This is a genomic window from Streptomyces sp. NPDC058231, from assembly GCF_042882275.1.
Classification (GTDB): domain Bacteria; phylum Actinomycetota; class Actinomycetes; order Streptomycetales; family Streptomycetaceae; genus Streptomyces.
In genome coordinates this window covers 33,581-56,821 of sequence record NZ_JBHVWN010000032.1, presented here as the reverse complement: position 1 = coordinate 56,821, position 23,241 = coordinate 33,581, and the positions used below count along the sequence as shown (strand labels likewise).

Below are 23,241 nucleotides of genomic sequence, written 5' to 3'. Positions count from 1 at the left end.
TGGACGTTCAGAAGAGGTTGACGGCGGCGAACCTGAGCACCAGCTGCGGGGCGCCCGAGAGCACGATGCCGACGGCGGCGGTGAGGGCGATCGCGGCGGTCAGGGACACCGGTGCGGCTGAGGTCACTCGCAGCGCCTGTGCCGTACCTGCCGGGGCCGCGGCGGGCACGGGCTCACCCGGGCCGCGGAACAGGTCCGCCGTCCACTGGAGGTAGTAGTAGAGCGCGATCACGACGTTGACGGCCATGACGACCGCGAGCCAGCCGAGCCCCGCGTCGACGGCCGCGGAGAAGACCGTGACCTTGGCGAAGAGGCCGATGACGCCCGGGGGCAGTCCGGCCAGGCAGAGCAGGAAGAAACCCATCGCCAGGGCGGCGAGGGGACGGGTGGCGTACAGGCCGCGGTAGTCGGAGAGGCGGTTGTCCGGGCTCGTACGGGAGACGAGGGCGGCCACCGCGAACGCGCCCAGGTTCACGACGGCGTACATCAGGGCGTACGCGACGGTGGAGCCGATCTGCACGTCGCCGGAGTACGCGGCGGACGCGATCGGCACCAGGAGGTAGCCGGCCTGGGCGACGGACGACCAGGCGAGCAGCCGGACGGCGCTGCGGGCGCGGGTCGCGGTCTGGCGCAGGGCGGCGACGTTGCCGACGGTCATCGTGAGCGCGGCGACGACGGCGAGCGCCGGACCCCAGATGTCGGCGTACGACGGGAATCCGATGACCGTGACGAGGATCAGTCCGGAGAAGCCGACCGCCTTGCCGACGACCGACAGGTAGGCGGCGACGGGGAGCGGGGCGCCTACATAGGTGTCGGGGACCCAGAAGTGGAAGGGAGCGGCGGCCGTCTTGAAGGCGAAGCCGACGAGGGTGAGGGCGACACCGGCCTTGGCGAGGGTGTCGAACTGGCCGGGGACCTCGTCGAGGCGGGTGGCGAGCTCCGTGAGGTGGAGGGTGCCGGTTGTCGCGTAGACGAAGCTGACCCCGAGCAGCATCACCGCGGTCGCCACCACGGAGGAGAGGAAGAACTTCAGCGCGGCCTCCGAGGAGCGCCGGTCGCCGCGCTTGATGCCGACGAGGGCGAAGGCGGGCAGTGAGGCGACCTCCAGGGCGACGACGAGGGTGGCGAGGTCGCGGGCGGCGGGCAGCAGCGCGGCGCCCGCCGTGGAGGACAGCAGCAGGAACCAGAACTCGCCGGCCGGGAGTCTGCGGGTGTCGCCCAGCGAGAGCAGCGCGGTGAGCAGGGCGCCGCCGAGGACGAGGACCTGGATGATCAGGGCGAAGTGGTCGGCGGTGTAGCTGCAGGCCCCGGTGGAGGTGGTGTCCGTGGTGAGGCAGAAGGTCGAGTGGTGGCCGTCGCGCAGCGGTACGAGGAAGGCGAGCGCGGCCACCAGACCGGCGATCGTCGCCCAGCCGAGCAGCGGCTTGCGCTCCTCCGGCAGGAAGAGGTCGGCGACCAGGACGGCCAGGGCGACGGCGGCGACGATGACGGGGGGCGCGATGGCCGTCCAGTCGATGGACTGGACGAGGCTGGTGGCGCTCTCGGCCGCTGTGGTCACGACTTGCCTCCTGCGAGGAGCTTCTGCACGGCCGGGTCGGTGAGGCCGAGGAGGACGGCGGGCCACAGCCCGGCGAGGACGGTGAGTGCGGCGAGCGGTGTCCAGGCGGCGAATTCGTACGTCTGGATGTCGGCGATCCGGTGCGGTTCCTCGCGCTTGTCGCCCATGCAGACGCGGCGTACCACGATGAGCATGTACGCGGCGGTGAGCAGGGTCCCGAACGCGCCGATCGACATGAAGGTGAGGAAGGCGGGGCGGCTGAGGCCGTCGGCCGGGTCGAAGGCACCGAACAGGGCGAGCATCTCGCCCCAGAACCCGGCGAGGCCGGGCAGGCCGAGCGAGGCGACGGCGGCGAAGGCGAGGAGACCGCCGAGGCGGGGGGCCCGGCCGTAGAGGGCCGCTCCGGTGGCTCCGGAGAGGGTGTCGAGGTCCGCGGTGCCGTACCGGTCCTTGACCGCACCGACCAGGAAGAACAGCAGGCCGGTGATGAGGCCGTGGGCGATGTTGGCGAAGAGCGCGCCGTTGACTCCGGTGGGGGTCATGGTGGCGATGCCGAGGAGCACGAAGCCCATGTGGCCGACGGAGGAGTACGCGATCAGGCGCTTGAGGTCACCCTTGGAGCCGGGACGGGCCAGCGCCAAACAGGCCAGCGATCCGTAGACGATGCCGACGACTGCGAACGCGGCGAGGGAGGGCGCGAAGGTCCGCATTCCGTCGGGGGCGACGGGGAGCAGGATGCGGACGAACCCGTACGTGCCCATCTTCAGCAGGACGCCCGCGAGGAGCACCGAACCGACGGTGGGGGCGGCGGTGTGGGCGTCCGGTAGCCAGCTGTGCAGCGGCCACATCGGAGTCTTCACCGCGAGTCCGACACCGATCGCGAGAACGGCGATGACCTGCACGGACGAGGTGAGCCCACGGCCGTTGTCAGTGGCGAGTGCCACCATGTCGAAGGTGCCGCTGTTCAGCCCGATGAGGAGCAGGCCCAGCAGCATGACCACCGAGCCGAGCAGTGTGTAGAGGATGAACTTCCAGGCGGCGGCCTGCTTCTGCGCGCCGCCCCAGCGGGCGATGAGGAAGTACATCGGGATGAGCACCATCTCGAACGCCAGGAAGAACAGCAGCAGATCGAGGACGGCGAAGGTCGCCAGGGTGCCGGACTCCAGGAGGAGGACGAGTGCGACGAAGGCCTTCGGGGAGGGGCCGTCAGGCATTTTGAAGTAGCTGTAGAGCGCGCAGAGGAAGGTCAGCAGCGCGGTCAGTACCAGGAGGGGGAGCGAAATGCCGTCGATGCCGAGGTGGATCCGGACGTCGAGCGCCGGGATCCAGCTGATGTCGGTGGTGGCCTGCATCTTCGACGGGTGGTCGTGGTCGAAGCCGAGGGCCAGGACGATAGCGGCGACGAGGATCGCGCCGGTGACGGTCACTCCGTGGCGGAGCACGGCCTGGTCGGGGCTCTTTCCCTTCAGCCCGGGCGGGGCGGGCAGGAGAGCGGCCGCGGCGCCGACGAGCGGACCCACGACGATGAACGCGAGAAGGAACTGCATCACTGATTCGCTGATATCGATCACGGCTCACGACCCGGCGTTGACGTTGGCAAAAACGACGGCGGCGATCGCCAGGACAAGGGAGCCGGCCAGCAGCGCGGTGAGGTAGGTCTGCACATTGCCGGTCTGGGCGCGGCGGACGGCGGTACCGAGCCGGCGCGCGCCGGCGGCCGCGCCGCGTACGTAGGTGTCGACGACCTCGCGGTCCAGGAAGCGGACGAGGCTCGCCGCGGCCTGGACTGGGCGGACGAACAACGCCGCGTAGACGGCGTCCAGGTGGAAGCCGGTGGCTGCGTGGGGGTGGAGCGGGCCGAGCAGCAGTCGGCCGGGGTCGGCCGGGTCGGGGGCGCCCGGGGCGTCGCCGTAGCCGGCGGCGTGGTGCGTCATGGCCTCGGCCTCGACGAGCGCGGGTTCGGCATCGGGGTGGGCGACGACGGCGCCGGCCGGGACGCGGGCGGCGAGGGCCGTGGTGTGGCGCCAGGCGCCGTAGGTGACGAGGCCGCCGACGAGGCCGACGCCGGTGGAGAGGACGGCGGTGGTCAGGGACGGGGTGAGGCTGTGGCCGTCGAACCAGTCGGTGATCCCGCCGACGGTGAGTCCGAAGGCGATGGTGGGGATGGCGAGGACCCACAGGACGGCGGTCATCGCGACGGGCTGCTTGCCGTGGTCGGGGGCGTCGGCGCCGTGGCCGCGGAAGGCGAGGAGCCAGAGCCGGGTGGCGTACGCGGCGGTGAGCACGGCGGCGAGCAGTCCGGCGACGAGCACGGTCCAGCCGGCGGCGGCCGGGGCGACGTGCCGTTCGCCCAGCGCGGTGTGTTCGGCGGCGACGAGGACGGCTTCCTTGGAGAAGAAGCCGGCGAACGGAGGGATGGCGGCGAGCGCGAGAAGGGCGACGGTCATCGTCCAGTAGGCGTCCGGGATGCGCTTCGCCAGTCCGCCCATGCGGGACATGGTGGTGAGCGAGTTGGTCCCGGCGGCGTGGATGACCACACCGGCCGCGAGGAAGAGGACGGCCTTGAACGCGCCGTGCGAGAGGAGGTGGAAGACGGCGGCTCCGCGGTCCCCGACGGCCAGCGCACCGGACATGTAGCCGAGCTGGCCGATGGTCGAGTAGGCGAGGACCCGCTTGATGTCGTCCTGGGCGAGCGCGGCGAGCCCCGATCCGATCATCGTGACCGCCGCCATCACGGCGAGTACGACGAGGGCGGCGCCCGAGGCGGCGAAGACGGGGAGGAGCCGGGCCACGAAGTAGATGCCGGCGGCGACCATCGTCGCGGCGTGGATCAGCGCGGAGACGGGGGTGGGGCCGGCCATCGCGTCGGGCAGCCAGGTGTGCAGGGGGAACTGCGCGGACTTGCCCGCGACGCCCGCGAGGAGCAGCAGGGCGATGACGGTGGGGTGATCGAGCCCGCCGCTTGCGACGGCGCCGAGGATGCCGGTGATGCGGAAGGTGCCGGCGTCGGCGGCGAGTGCGAACAGGCCGATCAGGAAGGGGACGTCGCCGAGCTTGGTGACCAGGAAGGCCTTGAGGGAGGCGGCGCGGGCCTCGGACGTCTCCCAGTAGTGGCCGACGAGGAAGTACGAGCAGATGCCCATGACCTCCCATCCGACCAGCAGCACCATCAGGTCGCCGGAGTAGACGACGAGCAGCATCGCGGCCGTGAAGAGGGAGACGAGGGCCGCGTACGAGGGGTAGCGGGGGTCGTCGCGCAGATATGCGGTCGAGTAGATCTGCACACAGGTCGCGACGAGTCCGACCAGGACGGCGACGAGGACGGCGAAGCCGTCGAGGTGCAGGGCGAGGTCGATGGGGACCGAGCCGGTAGGGGTGAGCCGGGTCGACGCGTCGATGGCCGGGCCGCCGCCCTGGCGTGCGGCGACGACCACGGCGAGCACCGCCGCTGCGAGGGTGGGGAGGATCGCGAGGGGGCGTACGTAACCGGGGGCGGTGCGGCCGAGGAGCAGGCCGGCGGCGGCGCCGAGGAACGGGAGGAGGGGGACGAGGACGGCGAGGGTCGTGGTGGTCACGCGGTGGCCTCTGCCTTCTTTGCCTTCCCTGCCGGAGCAGTGGCCTGGTCTTCGGTGCCGGTGGTGTCTTCGTCGCCGGGGAGGGTCTCCGCGGCGTCGGTCTCGGCGGTGTCGCGGAGCCGGTCGACGTCCGAGCTGCCGCGGTTGCGGTAGACGGCGAGGACGATCGCCAGACCGATGCCGATCTCGGCTGCCGCGATGGCGACGGTGAAGAGGGTGAGGGCCTGGCCGGAGTGCAGGGCGTCGCGGAGCCAGACGTCGAAGGCGACCAGGTTGAGGTTGACGGCGTTGAGCATCAGCTCGACGGACATCAGGACCAGGATCGCGTTGCGCCGTGCGAGCACTCCGTACAGCCCGGTGCAGAAGAGGAGGACGGCGAGCACGGCGGGATAGGCGAGGTGCATCAGCTCAGCTCCTTACTGCGCTTGCGGGACAGGACGATCGCGCCGACGAGTGCGGCGAGCAGCAGGACGGAGAGTGCTTCGAAGGGCAGCACCCAGTGCCGGAAGAGGAAGGTTCCGGTCACTTCGGTGGAACCCTGCGCCGGTCCGTCCAGGCCGATCCAGGTGGTGCGGAAGGCGTCCACGACGACCCAGCCGAGCGTGACCGCGGCGGCCGCCGCGACACCGAGGGCCACCCAGCGGTTGCCGGAGTCGGCGTCCGGGGACCGGCCGATGGGCGCCTTGGTGAGCATCAGCCCGAAGAGAAGGAGGACGACGACGGAACCGACGTAGATCAGTACCTGCGCCCAGGCGATGAACTCGGCGGTGAGCAGGAGGTACTCGACGGCCAGGCCGCCGAGCGCCACGACGAGCCAGAGGGCGGCGTGCACCAGCTGTTTCGTCGTGACGGTGATGAGGGCCGCGCCGAAAGTGGCGACGCCTACCAGGACGAAGGCGATCTCGATGCCGGTCGGGGAGAGGAAGCCGGGATGGACCGCGGCAGCTGCGAGGGTCACTCCCTCCCCTCCTCTTCCTGGGCATCCTGCCCGGTCTGCCGTTCGTCCTGGGCCGCCTGCTCCAGCCGGGCCCGCTCGGCCTCCTGGGCGCGCTGGGCTTCGAGCTTCTCCGCCGTCTTGCGGGCGGCGGCGATCTCCTTCGGTTCCTCCGCGCCCGGGTCGAGCGCGGGCGGCTCGGGAACCGTCCACATCCATTCGCGGAGCTTGTCCCGCTCATGGGTGAGTTCGAGGATGTCGGTCTCCGCGTACTCGAACTCCGGTGACCAGAAGAGTGCGTCGAAGGGACAGACCTCGATGCAGATACCGCAGTACATGCAGAGCGAGAAGTCGATCGCGAAGCGGTCGAGGACGTTACGGCTGCGCTCGCGGCCGCCCGGGGCGGCGGCGGGCACCGTCTCCTTGTGGGAGTCGATGTAGATGCACCAGTCGGGGCACTCGCGGGCGCAGAGCATGCAGACCGTGCAGTTCTCCTCGAACAGCCCGATGACACCGCGGGAGCGGGGCGGGAGTTCGGGCTGGACGTCCGGGTACTGCGCGGTGACCGTCTTCTTCGTCATCGTCCGCAGGGTGACGGCCAGGCCCTTGGCCAAGCCGGAGCCGGGGATCGGGGGCATCAGTTGATCGCCACCTTCACGATGCCGGTGAGCGCGATCTGCGCGAGAGCGAGCGGGATGAGTGTGGTCCAGGCGAGCTTCTGCAGCTGGTCCTCGCGGAGGCGGGGATAGCTCACCCGCAGCCAGATGACGACGAAGGCGAGGACCGCGGTCTTGAGGAGCGTCCAGACCCAGCCGAGTCCGTCGGCACCGAGCGGGCCGTGCCAGCCGCCGAGGAAGAGGACGGTGGTCAGTCCGCACAGGACGACGATGCCCGCGTACTCGGCGAGCAGGAACAGCGCGAAGCGGAGGCCGGTGTACTCGGTGTACGCACCGAAGATGATCTCCGAGTCGGCGACGGGCATGTCGAACGGCGGACGCTGCAGTTCGGCGAGCCCGGCCACGAAGAAGACCAGGGCGCCGACGATCTGCCAGGGCAGCCACCACCACTCGAAGGCGTTGACGATGCCGGGGAGGGAGACGGTGCCGGCGGCCATCGCGACGGAGGCGGCGGCGAGCAGCATCGGCAGCTCGTAGGCGAGGAGCTGGGCGGCGGTGCGGAGACCTCCGAGGAGGGAGAACTTGTTGGCCGACGCCCACCCCGCCATCAGCGAGCCGAGCACTCCGACGCCCATGACGGCGAGCACGAAGAAGATGCCCGCGTCGACCACCTGACCGACCGCGCCCTCGCTCGGGCCGATCGGGATGGCGACGAGGACGAGCAGGTACGGGAGGAGGGCGACGGCCGGGGCGAGCTGGAAGATACGCCGGTCGGCCTCGGCCGGGACGATGTCCTCCTTCTGCGCGAACTTCACGCCGTCGGCGACGAGCTGGGCCCAGCCGTGGAAGCCGCCCGCGTACATGGGGCCGAGGCGGCCCTGCATGTGGGCCATCACCTTGTGCTCGGTCTGCCCGACGACGAGGGGGAGGACCATGAACACCGCGAAGACGATGATGAGCCGGAGGGCGACGTCGAGTACGTCGTTCACGCGGTATCGCCTCCGGCGGGACGGTCGGGGGTTTCGGGCTGGTCAGGGGTTTCGGGCCGGTCGGGCGTTGCGGGCCGCTCGGATCGTCCGGGGGGCTCGGTGGCGGCGGAGGTGTCCGCCGGTTCACCCGCCTCGGGGGGCTCGGTCGCCTCCGCCGGTTCACCCGCCTCGGGGGGCTCGGTCGCCTCCGCGGGCTCACCCGCCGTGGTGGGCTCCGTCGCCTCCGCGGGCCCGGTGCCACCGGTGGCGGGGCCGCCGCGGGGGGTCTCCGGGCCGCCGCCCGCCCCTTCCCGGACCGGGTTCTCGGTCTCCGGAGTGGAGTCGAAGGCCGGGCGGGCGTGGTGCCAGGGCGCGTCGGCGCTGCGGGGCTTGGGCGCGGACCCGGGGGCCGCCGGTTCCGGCCGGGCTCCCGTTGCCGGTTCCGCCGATGCCGTCTCCGGCGCGCCGGGCTTCGGCGCATCGGGGGTCGGTGCATCGGGGGTCGGTGCACCGGGGGTCGGCGACGTGGCCGCCGGTCCCGAAGCCGCCGGTCCCGTGGCCGCCGGCGCCCCCTGCTGGCTCGCCGATCCCTGGGAAGCGCTGCGGGCCCGGCGCGGGGTCGCGCCCGCAGGAGCGCTCTCCGTGGCCGCCGGTGCCGCCGCCTCCGCGCGCTGCCCCGCCGAGCCCTCGCTCACGCTGCGGGCCCGGCGCACGGGGCGGTCGCCCGCGGGCCGTGCGGCGCGGGTCGGCCGTGCCGGGGCGGGCGGGAGCTGGCCCTTGAGGGGGCCCCATTCGTTCGGGTCGGGGACGCCGGGCGGCAACATCGTGCGCCGCTTGGGTCCGCCGTGCTCGGACTCGCCCGGCTCCTTCGCACCCGGCCACGCCTTGGCGACCCGCGCGGCCAGCACGAAGTCCTTGCGCAGCGGATACCCCTCGAAGCCTTCCGGCAGGAGCAGCGGGACCAGGTGCGGGTGGCCCTCGAAGCCGATCCCGAACATCTCGTGCGTCTCGCGCTCGTGCCAGGCGGCACCCGCATAGACGTCGATGGCGCTCGGAAGCACGGCGGCGTCGTGCGGAACGGTCGTACGGAGCATGAGCCGACGGACGCTGCCCTCGGCCAGGGCGGCGACGTGGGCGCAGACACGGAAACCGGTGCCGGGCTCGTCGACCGCGCTCAGCCAGTCGAAATAGGTGCAGCCCAACAGGTCCCGGGCCGTCTCCAGGGCGGCGATCCATGAGCCGGGCGGTACGTCGACGGTCAGCAGGTCGTAGGCGTACTCCGCCGTGGCGTCCTCGCCGAAGAGTTCGGTGACGGCTTCCGGCAGGCGGTCGTAGGCGTGCGTCGTTCCCGGCTCGGTCACTTCCGCTCCTCCCCCGGCACCTTCGGGGCGGCGACCAGGCCGCTGCGGAGCGCCGCGGTGGAGGGGCGGCCTCCGCCGGTCGCGTACCGCTCACCCAGCGACTCGCGGGCGATCTTCTCCTGGAGCTTGAGGATGCCCTGGAGCAGCGCCTCGGGCCGGGGCGGGCAGCCCGGTACGTAGACATCGACCGGAATGATCTGGTCGACACCCTTGGTCACGGAGTACGAGTCCCAGTACGGACCGCCGCAGTTGGAGCAGGCGCCGAAGGAGATGACGTACTTCGGCTCGGGCATCTGCTCGTACAGCCGCTTCACGGCCGGCGCCATCTTGTCCGTCACCGTGCCGGAAACGATCATGAGGTCGGCCTGGCGGGGCCCTGGGGCGAACGGGATGACGCCGAGCCGGATGAAGTCGTGCCGCGCCATGGACGCGGCGATGAATTCGATGGCGCAGCAGGCGAGACCGAAGTTGAAGACCCAGAGGCTGTAGCGGCGGCCCCAGTTCAGGACCACCTTCATCGGCTCGGGTGCGAGCCGGGACAGCACACCGAGCCGTTTCGGCTCCGGCAGCAGCGTCGGTTCGGGCCGGGACTGCGGCTCGGGGGTCTGCGGCTCGGGGGTCTGCGGGCTCGTCACGTCCATTCGAGGACGCCCTTCTTCCATGCGTAGAGCAGTCCTACGGCGAGAAAACCGAGGAAGATGAACATTTCCACCAGGGTGGTCGCACCGTATCCGGGTGCGGCGAATACGGTCGCCCACGGAAACAGGAAGATCGAGTCGACGGCAAAGATCACGTACAGGAAGGCATAGACGTAATAACGGACCTGGGTATGAGCCCATCCTTCACCCACGGGGTCCACGCCGCACTCGTACGTGAGGAGCTTCTCCGGTGTCGGGACCACGGGGCGCAGCAGCCGTCCGGCCCCGAAGGCGACGGCGACGAAGAGCACGCCGATCAGGGCGAGCAGTCCGACCACCGAATAGCTGTGGAAGTAGTCCGACGCGAGAACGGTCGATTCCGGCAGGTCCGCCACGTGGGCCACGTCCGCCCCTCCGCTCCCTCGTGCCTGTTCGACGATCTGTACGCACGGGAGTCTAGGCCCTGTTAAAGAGACGGTAAGCAGCCGCGTCGGCCAAGGGGTGGGGTTATCCCTACTTCACCCCACCCATGAGCCCCATGGCGTGTGCGGGTCCGGCCCGGCAGGCTTGGGCGCATGACCTCGAGCCCCCCGGTGGCCGGCGACGACCGGCTGCTGCCCACCCGCTTCGCACTGGATCCGTGGACCTGGAAGGAGATCTCTTATCTCCTGACCAACCTGCCGATGGCGATTGCCGGGTTTGTTTACACAGTTGTCATGGTCAGCATCGGGGTGGGGCTTGCCGTCACGGTGATCGGTCTGCCCCTGCTCGCCGGGGGGCTGCAGGGTGCCCGGCTGCTCGGCCGGGCGGAGCGCGGGCGCGCCCGGGCGCTGCTCGGGTTGCGGGTCGACGAACCGAGTGCGATGGCTCTTGTCCACCGCGACCGGGGCTTCTTCCCCTGGCTGTGGTCGAGCCTGAAGGATCCGGTGGGCTGGCGGGCGGCGCTGTACTCCTTCATACGGCTGCCGTGGGGCGTGCTCACCTTCACGGTGACGCTCGTGAGCCTCTTCGTGCTGTGGCCGGTGCTGCCCTTCACGGCCCGGCTGCTCAGCAACGCGGACCGGGCGATGGCGCGCGGCCTGCTCTCGCCCTCGGACGAGCTGGAGCGCAGGATCGCCGAGCTGGAGTCGGACCGCGGGGTGGTCGTGGACACGGCCGCCGCCGACCTGCGGCGCATCGAACGCGACCTGCACGACGGAGCCCAGGCCCGCCTCGTCGCCCTCGCGATGGGACTCGGCCTGGCGAAGGAGAAGCTGACCCAGGACCCGGAAGCGGCCGCCCGCATGGTCGACGAGGCCCACGGCGAGGTGAAGGTGGCCCTCCAGGAACTCCGCGACCTCGCCCGCGGCATCCACCCCGCCGTCCTCACCGACCGCGGACTCGACGCCGCCCTCTCCGCCGTCGCCTCCCGCTGCACCGTCCCGGTGACGGTGGGTGTGGACATGCCGGCTCGTCCGGCGGAGGCGATCGAGGGCATCGCGTACTTCACCGTGTCCGAACTGCTGCAGAACGTGAGCAAGCACAGCGGGGCGCGCTCGGCGTCCGTCGAGGTGTGGCGGTCGGGCGACCGGCTGATGCTCCAGGTCACCGACGACGGCCGCGGCGGGGCGCGGATGGACGGCGGTACGGGGATGTCGGGACTGGCGGAGCGGCTGGGGGCGGTGGACGGGCTGTTCGTCCTCGATTCGCCGGCCGGCGGGCCGACGACGGTCACGGCGGAGCTGCCCTGGCGGGACCGGGACGGCGCAGGAGCCGCGAAGCGCGGCTGACCGCGGCCCGGGGTGGGGAAAACCCCCGGCCGAAGAGGGATACCGGCCTCATGGTGCGGTGCCCCGCGACACAGCACCCTGGACGGAGCAGCCGCGGTACGGGCTGCCGCAGAGAGACGACCACCGAGCAGAGAGAAATGGACGGCACCATGGCCACGGCATACGGACCGGGCACCCGGGACCCTCAGCGGTCCGGGGCCGGCTCGGGGGAACACCCCCCGGTGAAGCCCGTCGTCCCCGCGGTGCTGCGCGCACCGTTCGAGGCGAGGACCTGGCGTGAGTTCGGCTATCTGCTGCTGAGCCTGCCGATCAGCGTGGTGCTGTTCAGCGTCTCGGTCTCGCTGGTGTCCGCCGGCGCGGGTCTGCTGATCACCTTTCTCGGCGTTCCGCTTCTCGCCGGCACCCTGGCCATGTGCCGGGGCTTCGGCGCGATGGAGCGGAGCCGGGCGCGGGGGCTGCTGAAGCTGCCGGTGGCGGATCCGGCACCGGTGCGGGGCAGGACGGGCGGCCTGATGTCCTGGGTCGGCGCGGTGCTGAAGAGCGGGACGTCCTGGCGGCATCTGCTCTACGCGCTGCTGCACTTCCCGTGGGCGGTCTTCGCGTTCTCGGTCTCGTTGACGTTCTGGGCGTACGGATGGGCGGCCTTCACCTATCCGCTGTGGCAGTGGGTCTTCCCCGTTTTCGCCGGGATCGACGGCATCCAGCTGTACGGCGACGCGACTCACGACATCTATCTCGACTCGCCCCTCGAAATGGCCGTGACCAGCGCCCTCGGTCTGGTGCTCGTCCTTGTCACCCCGTGGATCATCCGCGGTCTGGCGTCCGTGGACCGGGTGATGGTGCTCGGACTGCTCGGTCCCTCCCGGCTCGCGTCGCGCGTCACGGAGCTGGAGTCGGACCGCGGGGTGGTCGTGGACACGGCCGCCGCCGACCTGCGGCGCATCGAACGCGACCTGCACGACGGAGCCCAGGCCCGCCTCGTCGCCCTGGCCATGGACCTCGGCCTGGCGAAGGAGAAGCTGACCCAGGACCCGGAAGCGGCCGCCCGCATGGTCGACGAGGCCCACGGCGAGGTGAAGGTGGCCCTCCAGGAACTCCGCGACCTCGCCCGCGGCATCCACCCCGCCGTCCTCACCGACCGCGGACTCGACGCCGCCCTCTCCGCCGTCGCCTCCCGCTGCACCGTCCCGGTGACGGTCGAGGTGGACCTGGTGTCCCGGCCCGCGCAGGCGATCGAGGGCATCGCCTACTTCACCGTGTCCGAACTGCTGCAGAACGTGAGCAAGCACGCCTGCGCGACCCACGCGACGGTCGACGTGTGGCGCACGGCCGACCGGCTGATGCTCCACGTCACCGACAACGGGCGGGGCGGCGCCGATCCGTCGGCGGGCAGTGGACTGGCCGGTCTGACCGGGCGGCTGGACGCGGTGGACGGGGTTCTCGTCGTCGATTCCCCGGTGGGCGGGCCGACCCGGGTCACGGCCGAGCTGCCGTGGCGCGGCTGAGCCGGAACCAGCCGCACAGCCCCCATCCGTGGACCGTTGCTGGGATGCTGAAGGGGCCAGGGGACCGTTTTCCGTGGGCCACGGGCCGGCGGACGAGAGCAGCGGGAGAATCAGCGTCGTGGTGGAGGACAGGGTGCGGGTGGTCATCGCCGAGGATTCGGTACTGCTCCGGGAGGGGCTCACCCGTTTGCTGACGGATCTCGGGCACGACGTCGTCGCCGGGGTGGGGGACGCCGAGGCCCTGCTCAAGACCGTGAGCGACCTCGCCGCACAGGACGATCTGCCCGATGTGGTCGTCGCCGATGTGCGGATGCCGCCGACCCACACCGACGAGGGTGTGCGGGCAGCGGTGCGGCTACGCAAGGACTATCCCGGCATCGGGGTCCTGGTCCTTTCACAGTACGTCGAGGAGCGGTACGCGACCGAGTTGCTGGCCGGCAGCAGCCGTGGGGTGGGGTATCTGCTGAAGGACCGGGTCGCCGAGGTCCGCGAGTTCGTCGACGCCGTGGTCCGGGTGGCGCAGGGCGGTACGGCCCTGGATCCGGAGGTGGTGGCGCAACTGCTGGGCCGGAGCCGCAAGCAGGACGTCCTGGCCGGGCTGACGCCGCGCGAGCGCGAGGTGCTCGGCCTGATGGCGGAGGGGCGGACGAACTCGGCGGTGGCCAGGCAGCTGGTGGTGAGCGACGGCGCGGTGGAGAAGCATGTCAGCAACATCTTCCTGAAGCTCGGGCTCTCCCCCAGCGACGGGGACCACCGGCGCGTCCTGGCCGTGCTGACCTACCTCAATTCCTGACCGGACGACCCGCTGACACCTTGTCAGCTGTGCGAGAACGGCCGGTGGCCCGGCGCCGGCAGATGGGTACCGAACGAGCAGGCAGTCACATCGACGGTCGAGCCAGGGGGTTCGGAGAATATGTCAAATCGGCACAAATATGTGTCTCATTATGGCGTCCACCATGTGACCTATCCCGGGAAGGCGACCCTTACAGACGTAGGGTGGGCCTTGGGACCGCCGGCGGGCCGGACGGTTCCGAGCCGCCGCCCCAAGGGAGGTCCAGTTCAGTGACCAGCCAGGTCAGTAGCCCAGCCGACCAGGCCGATGAGGCCAACGACGCCGATCAGGCCAGCGAGGCTCTTCTCGGGGAACAACGTGCTCCCCGTCCCGAAAACTCCGGCGCCGAGAAAGAGATCCGCCGCCTGGACCGGGTCATCATCCGCTTCGCGGGTGACTCGGGAGACGGCATGCAGCTCACGGGAGACCGGTTCACCTCGGAGACCGCGTCGTTCGGGAACGACCTGTCGACGCTGCCGAACTTCCCCGCCGAGATCCGCGCCCCCGCAGGAACGCTGCCGGGCGTCTCCTCGTTCCAGCTGCACTTCGCCGACCACGACATCCTCACGCCGGGCGACGCACCGAACGTCCTGGTCGCGATGAACCCGGCAGCCCTGAAGGCGAACATCGCCGATGTGCCGCGCGGCGCCGAAATCATCGTCAACACCGATGAGTTCACCAAGCGGCCGATGGCGAAGGTGGGCTATGCGACCAGCCCGCTGGAGGACGGCTCGCTGGAGGCGTACAACGTCCATCCGGTGCCGCTGACGACGCTGACGATCGAGGCTCTGAAGGAGTTCGGGCTCTCCCGCAAGGAGGCCGAGCGCTCGAAGAACATGTTCGCACTCGGGCTGCTCTCCTGGATGTACCACCGGCCGACCGAGGGTACCGAGGCTTTCCTGCGGACGAAGTTCGCCAAGAAGCCGCAGATCGCCGAGGCGAACGTGGCCGCGTTCCGGGCAGGCTGGAATTTCGGCGAGACCACCGAGGACTTCGCGGTCAGCTACGAGGTGGCGCCTGCGACCCAGGCCTTCCCCACCGGTACGTACCGGAACATCTCCGGGAACCTGGCACTGTCGTACGGGCTGATCGCCGCCGGCCGTCAGGCGGACCTGCCGCTCTACCTGGGCTCGTATCCGATCACCCCGGCCTCCGACATCCTGCACGAGCTCAGCAAGCACAAGAACTTCGGCGTCCGCACCTTCCAGGCGGAGGACGAGATCGCGGGCATCGGAGCCGCGCTCGGCGCGGCGTTCGGCGGATCGCTCGCGGTGACGACGACGTCCGGTCCGGGCGTGGCCCTGAAGTCGGAGACCATCGGCCTGGCCGTCTCGCTCGAACTCCCCCTGATCGTCATCGACATCCAGCGCGGCGGTCCGTCCACCGGCCTGCCCACCAAGACGGAGCAGGCCGACCTGCTCCAGGCGATGTACGGGCGCAACGGCGAGGCCCCGGTGCCGATCGTGGCGCCGAGGACCCCGGCCGACTGCTTCGACGCCGCGCTCGACGCCGCCCGGATCGCACTGGCGTACCGCACACCGGTGTTCCTGCTCTCGGACGGCTATCTGGCCAACGGCTCGGAGCCGTGGCGGATCCCCGAGATCGACGACCTCCCGGACCTGCGCGTGCAGTTCGCCACCGGGCCCAACCATGAGCTGGCCGACGGCACCGAGGTCTTCTGGCCGTACAAGCGCGATCAGCAGACGCTGGCCCGCCCGTGGGCCGTTCCCGGCACCCCCGGTCTCGAACACCGCATCGGCGGCATCGAGAAGCAGGACGGCACCGGCAACATCTCGTACGACCCCGCCAACCATGACTTCATGGTCCGCACCCGCCAGGCGAAGGTCGACGGCATCGACGTCCCCGACCTGGAGGTCGACGACCCGGCCGGTGCCCGGACCCTGGTCCTCGGCTGGGGCTCCACGTACGGCCCCATCACCGCCGCCGTCCGCCGGCTGCGGGCGGCCGGTCAGCCGATCGCCCAGGCCCATCTGCGCCACCTCAACCCGTTCCCGAGGAATCTCGGCGAGGTGCTGGAGCGTTACGACAAGGTGGTCGTCCCGGAGATGAACCTCGGCCAGCTGGCGACGCTCGTCCGGGCGAAGTACCTGGTGGACGCCCGCAGTTACAACCAGGTCAACGGTATGCCGTTCAAGGCCGAGCAGCTCGCCACAGCTCTCCAGGAGGCCATCGATGCCTAACACCGACGAGGCACTCCCCACCGGGTTCCCGGCACTTCAGCTGGTGCCGAAGGCCGAGACCAAGCAGTCCATGAAGGACTTCAAGTCCGACCAGGAAGTGCGCTGGTGCCCCGGCTGCGGTGACTACGCCGTCCTCGCCGCCGTGCAGGGCTTCATGCCGGAGCTCGGTCTGGCGAAGGAGAACGTCGTCTTCGTCTCGGGCATCGGCTGCTCGTCCCGCTTCCCGTACTACATGAACACGTACGGGATGCACTCGATCCACGGCCGCGCCCCGGCCATCGCCACCGGGCTGGCCTCCTCGCGCCGTGATCTGTCCGTGTGGGTCGTCACGGGCGACGGGGACGCGCTGTCCATCGGCGGCAACCACCTCATCCACGCGCTGCGCCGCAACGTGAACCTGAAGATCCTGCTCTTCAACAACCGGATCTACGGACTCACCAAGGGGCAGTACTCCCCCACTTCCGAGGTCGGCAAGATCACCAAGTCGACGCCGATGGGCTCGCTCGACGCCCCGTTCAACCCGGTGTCGCTGGCCCTCGGGGCGGAGGCGTCCTTCGTCGCCCGCACGGTCGACTCCGACCGCAAACACCTCACCGGTGTGCTGCGCGAGGCGGCGGCCCACCCCGGCACGGCGCTGGTGGAGATCTACCAGAACTGCAACATCTTCAACGACGGCGCCTTCGAGGTACTCAAGGACCAGGAGCAGGCGGAGGAGGCGGTGATCCGGCTGGAGCACGGGCAGCCGATCCGCTTCGGCGCCGGCCGGTCCAAGGGCGTCGTCCGCGACCCGGACTCCGGCGACCTCAAGGTCGTGGCGGTCACCGCGGAGAACGAGTCGCAGGTCCTGGTCCACGACGCGCACGCCGCCAGCCCCACCACGGCGTTCGCACTGTCCCGGCTCGCCGACCCCGACACTCTGCACCAGACCCCCATCGGGGTGCTGCGCAGCGTCGACCGGCCGGTGTACGACACGCAGATGGCCGATCAGCTCGACACCGCCGTCGAGCAGAACGGCAAGGGCGACCTGGCCGCGCTGCTCGCGGGCAACGACAACTGGACGGTCGTCGGGTAGCGGCCCGCGAGGCGCACCGTACGGGTGCCTGGCCGGGGAGTCTTCACCGCTCCCGGCCCGGCACCCGTTCTCATGTGCCCATGGCCCTGGACCGTCCCGCTTACCGCATCAAACGGCATCTGCTCGGCAAGCCGCTGACCACCGAGCGCATCAGCGACGAGAAGCTGAGCAATCGGACGGCGCTCGGGGTGCTCGCCTCGGACTGCATCAGTTCCTCCGCGTACGGCTCCGAGGAGATGCTCCGGATCCTCGTCCCCGTCGTCGGGGCTGCGGCGTTCACCCTCCTCATGCCGGTGACCGGCGCGATCCTGCTGGTCCTGGTGCTTCTGACGCTCTGTTACAGCGATGTCGTCATGATCTACACGCGGGCGGGCGGCTCGTACGTCGTGGCCCGGGAGAACTTCGGGCCGAACATCGCACAGATCGCCGCCGTGGCACTGCTCGTCGACTACATCGTGACCGTCGCCGTCCAGACCTCGGCCGGCACCAACGCCCTCATCTCCCTCGCCCACCTGGCCGGCGGCGGCTGGACCGGCCTCGACCATCTGCAACTGCCGGTCTCCGTCGCGGTGATCGTGCTGCTCGCGTACGGGAATCTGCGCGGCATCCGTGAGGCGGGCCGGACCTTCGCGCTGCCCGCCTACCTGTTCATGGCCGCGGTCGGTCTGGTGCTGCTCGTCGCCGGGGTGCGCGGATTGACGGGCGGGCTGCCGCAGGCGGACCTGCGGGCCGACGGGGTGGTTCCGCTGGGCACCCCGGGCAACGGCTGGGCGTACGGCGCCTCGCTCTTCATCGTGCTGCGTTCCTTCGCCAACGGCGGCTCGTCGCTCACCGGACTCGAAGCGATCTCCAACGGCATCTCCGCGTTCCGCGAGCCGCAGGGCCGCAACGCCCGCCGCACCCTCATCACGATGAGCTGTGTGCTCGGCGTCCTGGTCCTCGGCGTCTCGGCCCTGGCGCACTGGACGCACGCCGTCCCGTACACCGACGGCACGCCCACCGTCATCGCGCAGGAGGCCCATCTCGCCTTCGGCAGCAGCATGCTGGGGACGGCCGGGCTGGTCTTCGTCCAGCTGGCGACCGCGCTGGTGCTCTACACGGGTGCCAACACCCCGTTCACCGGCTTCCCGTTCCTGGCCAGCTTCGTCGCGGAGGACCGTTTCCTGCCGCGGGTGCTGACCCGGCGCGGGCACCGGCTGGCGTTCTCCAACGGGATCATCGCGCTCACCGTCGTCTCGCTGGCGCTGCTGCTGGTCACCGGCGCCAGCGTGGACCGGCTGGTGGCGCTGTACGCGATCGGCGTGTTCACCGCCTTCACCATGGCGGGGGCCGGTCTCACCGCGTACCACCTGCGCCGCCGCGAACCGCACCGCAAGCTGAAGATCTCGGTCAACGCGCTGGCGTCCGTCATCTCGGCCGCCGTGGTGCTGATCTTCGCGGTCACCAAGTTCACCGAGGGCGCCTGGCTGGTCGTGGTGATCTTCCCGCTCGGCGTCTGGGCGCTGATGCGGATCAACCGCGAGTACCGGCGCGAGGCCGCCGCACTGCAGAGCCTCCGGTCGCCGGGCGCCGACCGGCCCCGGTTCCGGCGCCATCTGGTCTTCGTCCTGGTCGAGTCACTGGACCTGGCGACGCTGAAGGCGCTGCGGTACGCCCATGAGCTGCGCCCGGACGAGATCCGGGCGGTGCACTTCGCGATCGACGAGGCGTACGGCAGGCGGCTGGCGGCCCGGTGGGAGGCGACGGCCGCCACCTCCGTGCCGCTGGAGCTGGTCGAGTGCCCGGACCGGCGGCTGCGCCATGCGATGAGGGAGCTGGCCGCCCGCACCACGGCGGACCGGACGACGTCGCTGACGGTTCTGGTGCCGAGGCGGCTGTATCCGAACGCGCTCGGCAAGATGCTGCACCGCGGCACCGGCGAGAAGATGGCCAAGGCGCTGGTGCAGCTGCCGCACGTGGTGGTGACCATCCTGCCGTTCGACGTCTCGCAGGCGCTGCGGGAGCTGGAGGAGGGGCAGCCTCCTCAGCCGGAGTGACCCACCTGCCTCCGGGCGTCGTACGTCTCGCGTGCGTCGTTCACCGCGTCGAGCCGCCGCTCCGTCCAGCGGGCCAGGCCCCAGACCTGTTCGGCGGCCTCCTTGCCCAGTTCGGTGAGGGTGTAGTCCACCCGGGGCGGGATCACCGGCTTCGCGTCACGGTGCACGAAACCGTCGCGCTCCAGCGTCCGGAGGGTCTGGGCCAGCATCTTCTCGCTGACGCCGCCGACCGTCCGGCGCAGCTCGCTGAACCGGTAGGAGCGCTCCAGCAGGGCGGCGAGGACGAGGACCCCCCAGCGACTCGTGACGTGTTCGAGCACCACGCGGGAGGGGCACATCTGCCGGTTCACATCGGGCGCCTTGCTTACGCTCATGCCAGTACCTTACTTCCAAGTGGGTACTTTCTATTGGTTAGCGCATGTCCTAAAGTGAGCGAAAGACAGAACAAACAAGGACCAGAGCGTGTAAAGAGGAGAAATCACCCATGAGCATCGTCGTCACCGGAGCCACCGGAGAGCTCGGCCGCCTGGTCATCGAGGGGCTGCTGGCCACCGTGCCCGCGAACGGGATCGCCGCCGTCGTCCGCAACAAGGAGAAGGGCGCCGCGCTCGCCGCCCGCGGCGTCGAACTCCGGATCGCCGACTACGACCGGGCGGAGACCCTCGCCGACGCCTTCAGGGCCGGGGACCGCGTCCTGCTCATCTCCGGCAGCGAGGTCGGCAAGCGGGTGCCGCAGCACACCGCGGTCATCGAAGCCGCCAGGGCGGCGGGCGTCGCCCAGCTCGCCTACACCGGTGTGCTGGGCGGCCCCGACGCCGACTTCGAGCTGGCCGCCGAGCACAAGGTCACCGAGCGGCTGATCCTCGACTCCGGCCTGCCGTACACCTTCCTGCGCAACGGCTGGTACACCGAGAACTACACGGCCAACCTCGCCCCCGTCCTGGAGCACGGCGCCGTCGTGGCCAACGCCGGCGAGGGCCGGGTCGCCTCGGCGACCCGCGCCGACTACGCCGCGGCGGCGGCAGCGGTGCTGACCGGCGAGGGCCACCTCGGCCGCAGCTACGAGCTGAGCGGTGATACCGCCTGGTCGTTCGCGGAGTACGCCGCCGAGGTGTCGAAGGCCTCCGGCAGGGAGATCGCGTACAACGACGTCCCCGCCGCCGTGCACCAGGAGATCCTGGTCGGCGCCGGTCTGCCCGAGGGCTTCGCCGCGATCCTGGTCGACGTGGACGAGGCGATCGCGCGCGGCCTGCTCGCCGGCACCACCGGAGACCTGGCCCGCCTGATCGGACGGCCGACGACGCCGATGGCCGCAACGGTGGCCGTCGCAGCCGCGTAGCGCCCACCTCCGGCCGCCCGGGCCCGGTGTCATGACCGTATTGCGATACGGGTATGACACCGGGCCCTGCCGGCGTTACCTTCGTTCAGTCGACGGAGCAGTTGACGCGAGGACGCCGGGAGGGCCCGTGAAGGGGACAAATGAACAACGGGCGGGCTTGCTGTCCGGCATCGGCGCATACGGTCTGTGGGGCATCGTCCCGATCTTCTGGCCGCTGCTGAAGCCCTCCGGCGCGATCGAGATCCTCGCCCACCGCATGGTCTGGTCCCTGGCCTTCGTCGGCATCGCCCTGCTGGTGCTGCGCCGCTGGGCGTGGATCGGCGAACTGATCCGGCAGCCCCGGAAGCTGGGGCTGATCACGGTCGCCGCGGCGGTGATCACCGTCAACTGGGGTTTGTACATCTGGTCCGTGAACAACGGCCATGTCGTCGAGGCGTCACTCGGCTACTTCATCAATCCGCTGGTCACCATCGCGATGGGCGTCATACTCCTCGGCGAGCGACTGAGGCCCGCGCAGTGGGTGGCGGTCGGCACCGGCGTCGCCGCGGTGCTGGTGCTGGCCATCGGTTACGGACGCCCGCCGTGGATCTCGCTGACGCTGGCGTTCTCCTTCGCGACCTACGGCCTGGTGAAGAAGAAGGTCGGGATGGGCGGCCTGGAGTCGCTCACCGCTGAGACCGCGGTGCTGTTCCTGCCCGCGCTCGGCTATCTGCTCTGGCTCGGCGCGCAGGGCGACGCCACGTTCGCCTCCGCGGGCGCCGGCCATGCGGCACTGCTCGCAGCGACGGGTCTCGTGACGGCGGTGCCGCTGGTCCTCTTCGGTGCGGCGGCGATCCGGGTGCCGCTCTCGACGCTGGGCCTGCTGCAGTACCTTGCACCGGTCTTCCAGTTCATCCTCGGCATCCTGTACTTCCACGAGGCGATGCCGGCGGAGCGATGGGCCGGGTTCGCGCTGGTGTGGATGGCACTCGCCCTGCTGACGTGGGACGCGTTCCGGACGGCGCGACGCACCCGGGCCCGGGCACAGGCGGCGCTGCTCACCGTGGCGGCGTCGAAGGTGAAACCGTCGACGCCGGTGTCGGAGCAGCCCGTCCCGGCCGCGGGCACGGATCCTTCCCCGTACGCGGCCCGCGAGCAGTGACCGGCTCGACCCGATACGCCAATCAAACATGACTTAGTTGCGTTTTTTACTCGGTTACGTTTCCCTGGGCACAGCGAAACCGCAACCGAGGAGCAGTCGTGACCGATGTACTGATCGTGGGAGCCGGGCCGACCGGACTGATCCTGGCCTGCGACCTGGCCCGGCGCTCCGTCGGCGTCCGGATCGTCGAGAAGTCCCCCGGATTCCCGCGCAGCTCGCGGGCGAAGGGCCCCAATCCCCGTTCGCTGGAGGTCCTGGAGGACCTCGGGGTGCTCGGCGAGGTCCTGGCGGCAAGCTCGGCGCCACTGCCCATGCGCAAGTACCGCAACGGACTTCCGATCGCCGACACCGACCCGTACGAGGGATCGGCTCCGACGCCGGACGCCCCGTACGACCGGGGCCGGCTCATCGCCCAGTGGCGGCTGGAGGAGATCCTGCGGGCCCGGCTCGCGGAGTACGGGGTGCACGTCGAACTCGGCGCCGAGGTGACGGGACTGACGCAGACGGACACCTCCGTGACCGCCGTGCTCGCCGGTGGCGAGGAGATCGGCGCGCGGTACATGGTGGGCTGCGACGGCGGCCACAGCACGGTGCGCAAACTGCTCGGGGTGCCGTTCGAGGGACGGACGTACGAGGGCCGGACGATGGTCTGCGGCGACGTCGAGGTGACGGAGCTCGACCGCGGCCACTGGCACCAGTGGTTCGACGAGGACGGCGCCGTGATGCTGTGCCCGATCCCGGGCACAGCATCCGGCTGGTGGTTCCAGGCGGGGCAGGAGGCGGACGCCGCCGGTGCACCCGTCCCGCCCTCGCAGGAGAGCTTCCGGCGGCTCTTCGCCAAGCACACCGGGCTGCCGGGGGGCAGCCTGTCGAACGCCGCACTGCTGTCGGCGTACCGGGTCAACGAGCGCATGGCCGACCGTTTTCGGGTGGGGCGCGTGTTCCTCGCGGGCGACGCCGCGCACGTGCACTCCATCGCGGGCGGACTGGGCATGAACACCGGCATCCAGGACGCGTTCAACCTCGGCTGGAAGCTCGCCCTCACCGCGTCCGGGCAGGCAGGGGCGGGGCTGCTCGACACGTACGAGGAGGAGCGGCTGCCCGTCGCGGCCAGGACACTGGACATCACCTCCGACCGGCTGCGGGCGACCCTGGAGGCGATCAGGAAGCCGGGCGGCGGCCTGGAGACGGCGGTCACCGCGGAGACCAGCGGTTTGGGCGGGGGCTACCGCTGGAGCTCGCTCGCACAGGACGGGGCGGCCGGCGGTCCCGCGGCCCGGCTGCGGGCCGGCGACCGCGCCCCGGACGCGCCGTGCCGCGACGCCGGGACCGGGGACCGGGTGCGGCTGTTCGAGACCTTCGCCGGCCCGCACTTCACCCTCCTCGGGTTCGGAGCCGGCACGGAGCGGGAACTGCGGGAGACGGCCGCACGGTACGGCGACGCGGTACGGGCGCACGCGGTGGACGGGGGCGGCCGCGACGGCCTGACGGATGACGAGGGGCACGCCCGGTCGGCGTACGGGATCGGCGAGGACACCCTCGTCCTGGTCCGCCCGGACAATCACGTGGCGCTGATCGCACCCGCCGCGGACCACGGGACCGTCGCGGAGCACCTGGACCGTACGGCATTGGGGCGATCGCAACGCGTGTCACGGTGAGTGAGCACAATATTACTAGCTGCTTATATTCCCCTGT

General features: G+C 70.7%; 20 protein-coding genes. 9 read left to right on the top strand and 11 right to left on the bottom strand.

Features of this window, described 5'->3' with window-relative positions; translation table 11 throughout:
- Positions 1 to 7: 7 nt before the first annotated feature.
- From ACFVXE_RS21630 to ACFVXE_RS21585, 10 genes are read right to left on the bottom strand one after another with little or no spacing between them, the layout of a single operon-like run.
- Positions 8 to 1,558: an NADH-quinone oxidoreductase subunit N gene (locus tag ACFVXE_RS21630; RefSeq protein WP_389673186.1), complete on the bottom strand. Its 1,551-nt coding sequence runs from the start codon at positions 1,556 to 1,558 to the stop codon at positions 8 to 10.
- Entirely contained in the window at positions 1,555 to 3,105 is a 1,551-nt protein-coding gene (locus ACFVXE_RS21625) for a NuoM family protein (protein WP_389673184.1), read from the bottom strand. The genes ACFVXE_RS21630 and ACFVXE_RS21625 overlap by 4 nt, the downstream gene beginning before the upstream one ends.
- 27 nt (positions 3,106 to 3,132) lie before the next feature.
- Positions 3,133 to 5,133, bottom strand: a complete 2,001-nt coding sequence (locus ACFVXE_RS21620; protein ID WP_389673182.1) for an NADH-quinone oxidoreductase subunit L — start codon at positions 5,131 to 5,133, stop codon at positions 3,133 to 3,135.
- Complete coding sequence (nuoK, locus tag ACFVXE_RS21615; protein WP_389673181.1) at positions 5,130 to 5,537, bottom strand: NADH-quinone oxidoreductase subunit NuoK; 408 nt, start codon at positions 5,535 to 5,537, stop codon at positions 5,130 to 5,132. Before nuoK ends, ACFVXE_RS21620 begins: the two co-directional genes overlap by 4 nt.
- Positions 5,537 to 6,091, bottom strand: a complete 555-nt coding sequence (locus tag ACFVXE_RS21610; RefSeq protein ID WP_389673180.1) for an NADH-quinone oxidoreductase subunit J — start codon at positions 6,089 to 6,091, stop codon at positions 5,537 to 5,539. The genes nuoK and ACFVXE_RS21610 overlap by 1 nt, the downstream gene beginning before the upstream one ends.
- The gene (locus ACFVXE_RS21605; protein ID WP_389673179.1) at positions 6,088 to 6,705 is read right to left on the bottom strand and encodes a NuoI/complex I 23 kDa subunit family protein; all 618 of its coding nucleotides are present in this window, start codon (positions 6,703 to 6,705) and stop codon (positions 6,088 to 6,090) included. Before ACFVXE_RS21605 ends, ACFVXE_RS21610 begins: the two co-directional genes overlap by 4 nt.
- Entirely contained in the window at positions 6,705 to 7,673 is a 969-nt protein-coding gene (locus ACFVXE_RS21600; protein WP_389673178.1) for an NADH-quinone oxidoreductase subunit H, read from the bottom strand. The genes ACFVXE_RS21605 and ACFVXE_RS21600 overlap by 1 nt, the downstream gene beginning before the upstream one ends.
- The gene (locus ACFVXE_RS21595) at positions 7,670 to 9,013 is read right to left on the bottom strand and encodes an NADH-quinone oxidoreductase subunit C (RefSeq protein ID WP_389673176.1); all 1,344 of its coding nucleotides are present in this window, start codon (positions 9,011 to 9,013) and stop codon (positions 7,670 to 7,672) included. The genes ACFVXE_RS21600 and ACFVXE_RS21595 overlap by 4 nt, the downstream gene beginning before the upstream one ends.
- The gene (locus ACFVXE_RS21590; protein ID WP_389673175.1) at positions 9,010 to 9,654 is read right to left on the bottom strand and encodes an NADH-quinone oxidoreductase subunit B; all 645 of its coding nucleotides are present in this window, start codon (positions 9,652 to 9,654) and stop codon (positions 9,010 to 9,012) included. The genes ACFVXE_RS21595 and ACFVXE_RS21590 overlap by 4 nt, the downstream gene beginning before the upstream one ends.
- Complete coding sequence (locus tag ACFVXE_RS21585; protein WP_389673239.1) at positions 9,645 to 10,046, bottom strand: NADH-quinone oxidoreductase subunit A; 402 nt, start codon at positions 10,044 to 10,046, stop codon at positions 9,645 to 9,647. Before ACFVXE_RS21585 ends, ACFVXE_RS21590 begins: the two co-directional genes overlap by 10 nt.
- Before the next feature lie 180 nt (positions 10,047 to 10,226).
- On the opposite strand from ACFVXE_RS21585, the gene ACFVXE_RS21580 reads away from it, so the two are divergent.
- From ACFVXE_RS21580 to ACFVXE_RS21555, 6 genes are all read left to right on the top strand, one after another.
- Complete coding sequence (locus ACFVXE_RS21580) at positions 10,227 to 11,420, top strand: sensor histidine kinase (protein ID WP_389673174.1); 1,194 nt, start codon at positions 10,227 to 10,229, stop codon at positions 11,418 to 11,420.
- A 149-nt stretch (positions 11,421 to 11,569) separates the two neighbouring features.
- Positions 11,570 to 12,925 carry a sensor histidine kinase gene (locus tag ACFVXE_RS21575; RefSeq protein ID WP_389673173.1) on the top strand — a complete coding sequence of 452 codons (1,356 nt, stop codon included), beginning with the start codon at positions 11,570 to 11,572 and terminating at the stop codon, positions 12,923 to 12,925.
- 133 nt (positions 12,926 to 13,058) lie between these two features.
- Positions 13,059 to 13,718 carry a LuxR C-terminal-related transcriptional regulator gene (locus ACFVXE_RS21570; RefSeq protein ID WP_389673237.1) on the top strand — a complete coding sequence of 220 codons (660 nt, stop codon included), beginning with the start codon at positions 13,059 to 13,061 and terminating at the stop codon, positions 13,716 to 13,718.
- A 269-nt stretch (positions 13,719 to 13,987) separates the two neighbouring features.
- The gene (locus ACFVXE_RS21565) at positions 13,988 to 15,958 is read left to right on the top strand and encodes a 2-oxoacid:acceptor oxidoreductase subunit alpha (protein ID WP_389673171.1); all 1,971 of its coding nucleotides are present in this window, start codon (positions 13,988 to 13,990) and stop codon (positions 15,956 to 15,958) included.
- Entirely contained in the window at positions 15,951 to 17,030 is a 1,080-nt protein-coding gene (locus tag ACFVXE_RS21560) for a 2-oxoacid:ferredoxin oxidoreductase subunit beta (RefSeq protein WP_389673170.1), read from the top strand. Before ACFVXE_RS21565 ends, ACFVXE_RS21560 begins: the two co-directional genes overlap by 8 nt.
- An 80-nt stretch (positions 17,031 to 17,110) precedes the next feature.
- Positions 17,111 to 19,066, top strand: a complete 1,956-nt coding sequence (locus ACFVXE_RS21555) for an APC family permease (protein WP_389673169.1) — start codon at positions 17,111 to 17,113, stop codon at positions 19,064 to 19,066.
- Here ACFVXE_RS21555 and ACFVXE_RS21550 read toward each other — a convergent pair.
- Positions 19,054 to 19,440, bottom strand: a complete 387-nt coding sequence (locus ACFVXE_RS21550) for a winged helix-turn-helix transcriptional regulator (protein ID WP_389673167.1) — start codon at positions 19,438 to 19,440, stop codon at positions 19,054 to 19,056. The genes ACFVXE_RS21555 and ACFVXE_RS21550 overlap by 13 nt on opposite strands.
- A gap of 110 nt (positions 19,441 to 19,550) precedes the next feature.
- Here ACFVXE_RS21550 and ACFVXE_RS21545 point away from each other — a divergent pair, with 110 nt between their 5' ends.
- The 3 genes from ACFVXE_RS21545 to ACFVXE_RS21535 all read left to right on the top strand — a co-directional run bounded on the left by ACFVXE_RS21545 (position 19,551) and on the right by ACFVXE_RS21535 (position 23,204).
- Positions 19,551 to 20,405: an SDR family oxidoreductase gene (locus ACFVXE_RS21545; protein ID WP_389673166.1), complete on the top strand. Its 855-nt coding sequence runs from the start codon at positions 19,551 to 19,553 to the stop codon at positions 20,403 to 20,405.
- Between the two features lie 127 nt (positions 20,406 to 20,532).
- Complete coding sequence (rarD, locus tag ACFVXE_RS21540; protein ID WP_389673164.1) at positions 20,533 to 21,546, top strand: EamA family transporter RarD; 1,014 nt, start codon at positions 20,533 to 20,535, stop codon at positions 21,544 to 21,546.
- A 98-nt stretch (positions 21,547 to 21,644) separates the two neighbouring features.
- Positions 21,645 to 23,204, top strand: coding sequence for an FAD-dependent monooxygenase (locus tag ACFVXE_RS21535; RefSeq protein WP_389673162.1), 1,560 nt, complete (start codon positions 21,645 to 21,647; stop codon positions 23,202 to 23,204).
- Positions 23,205 to 23,241: the final 37 nt, after the last annotated feature.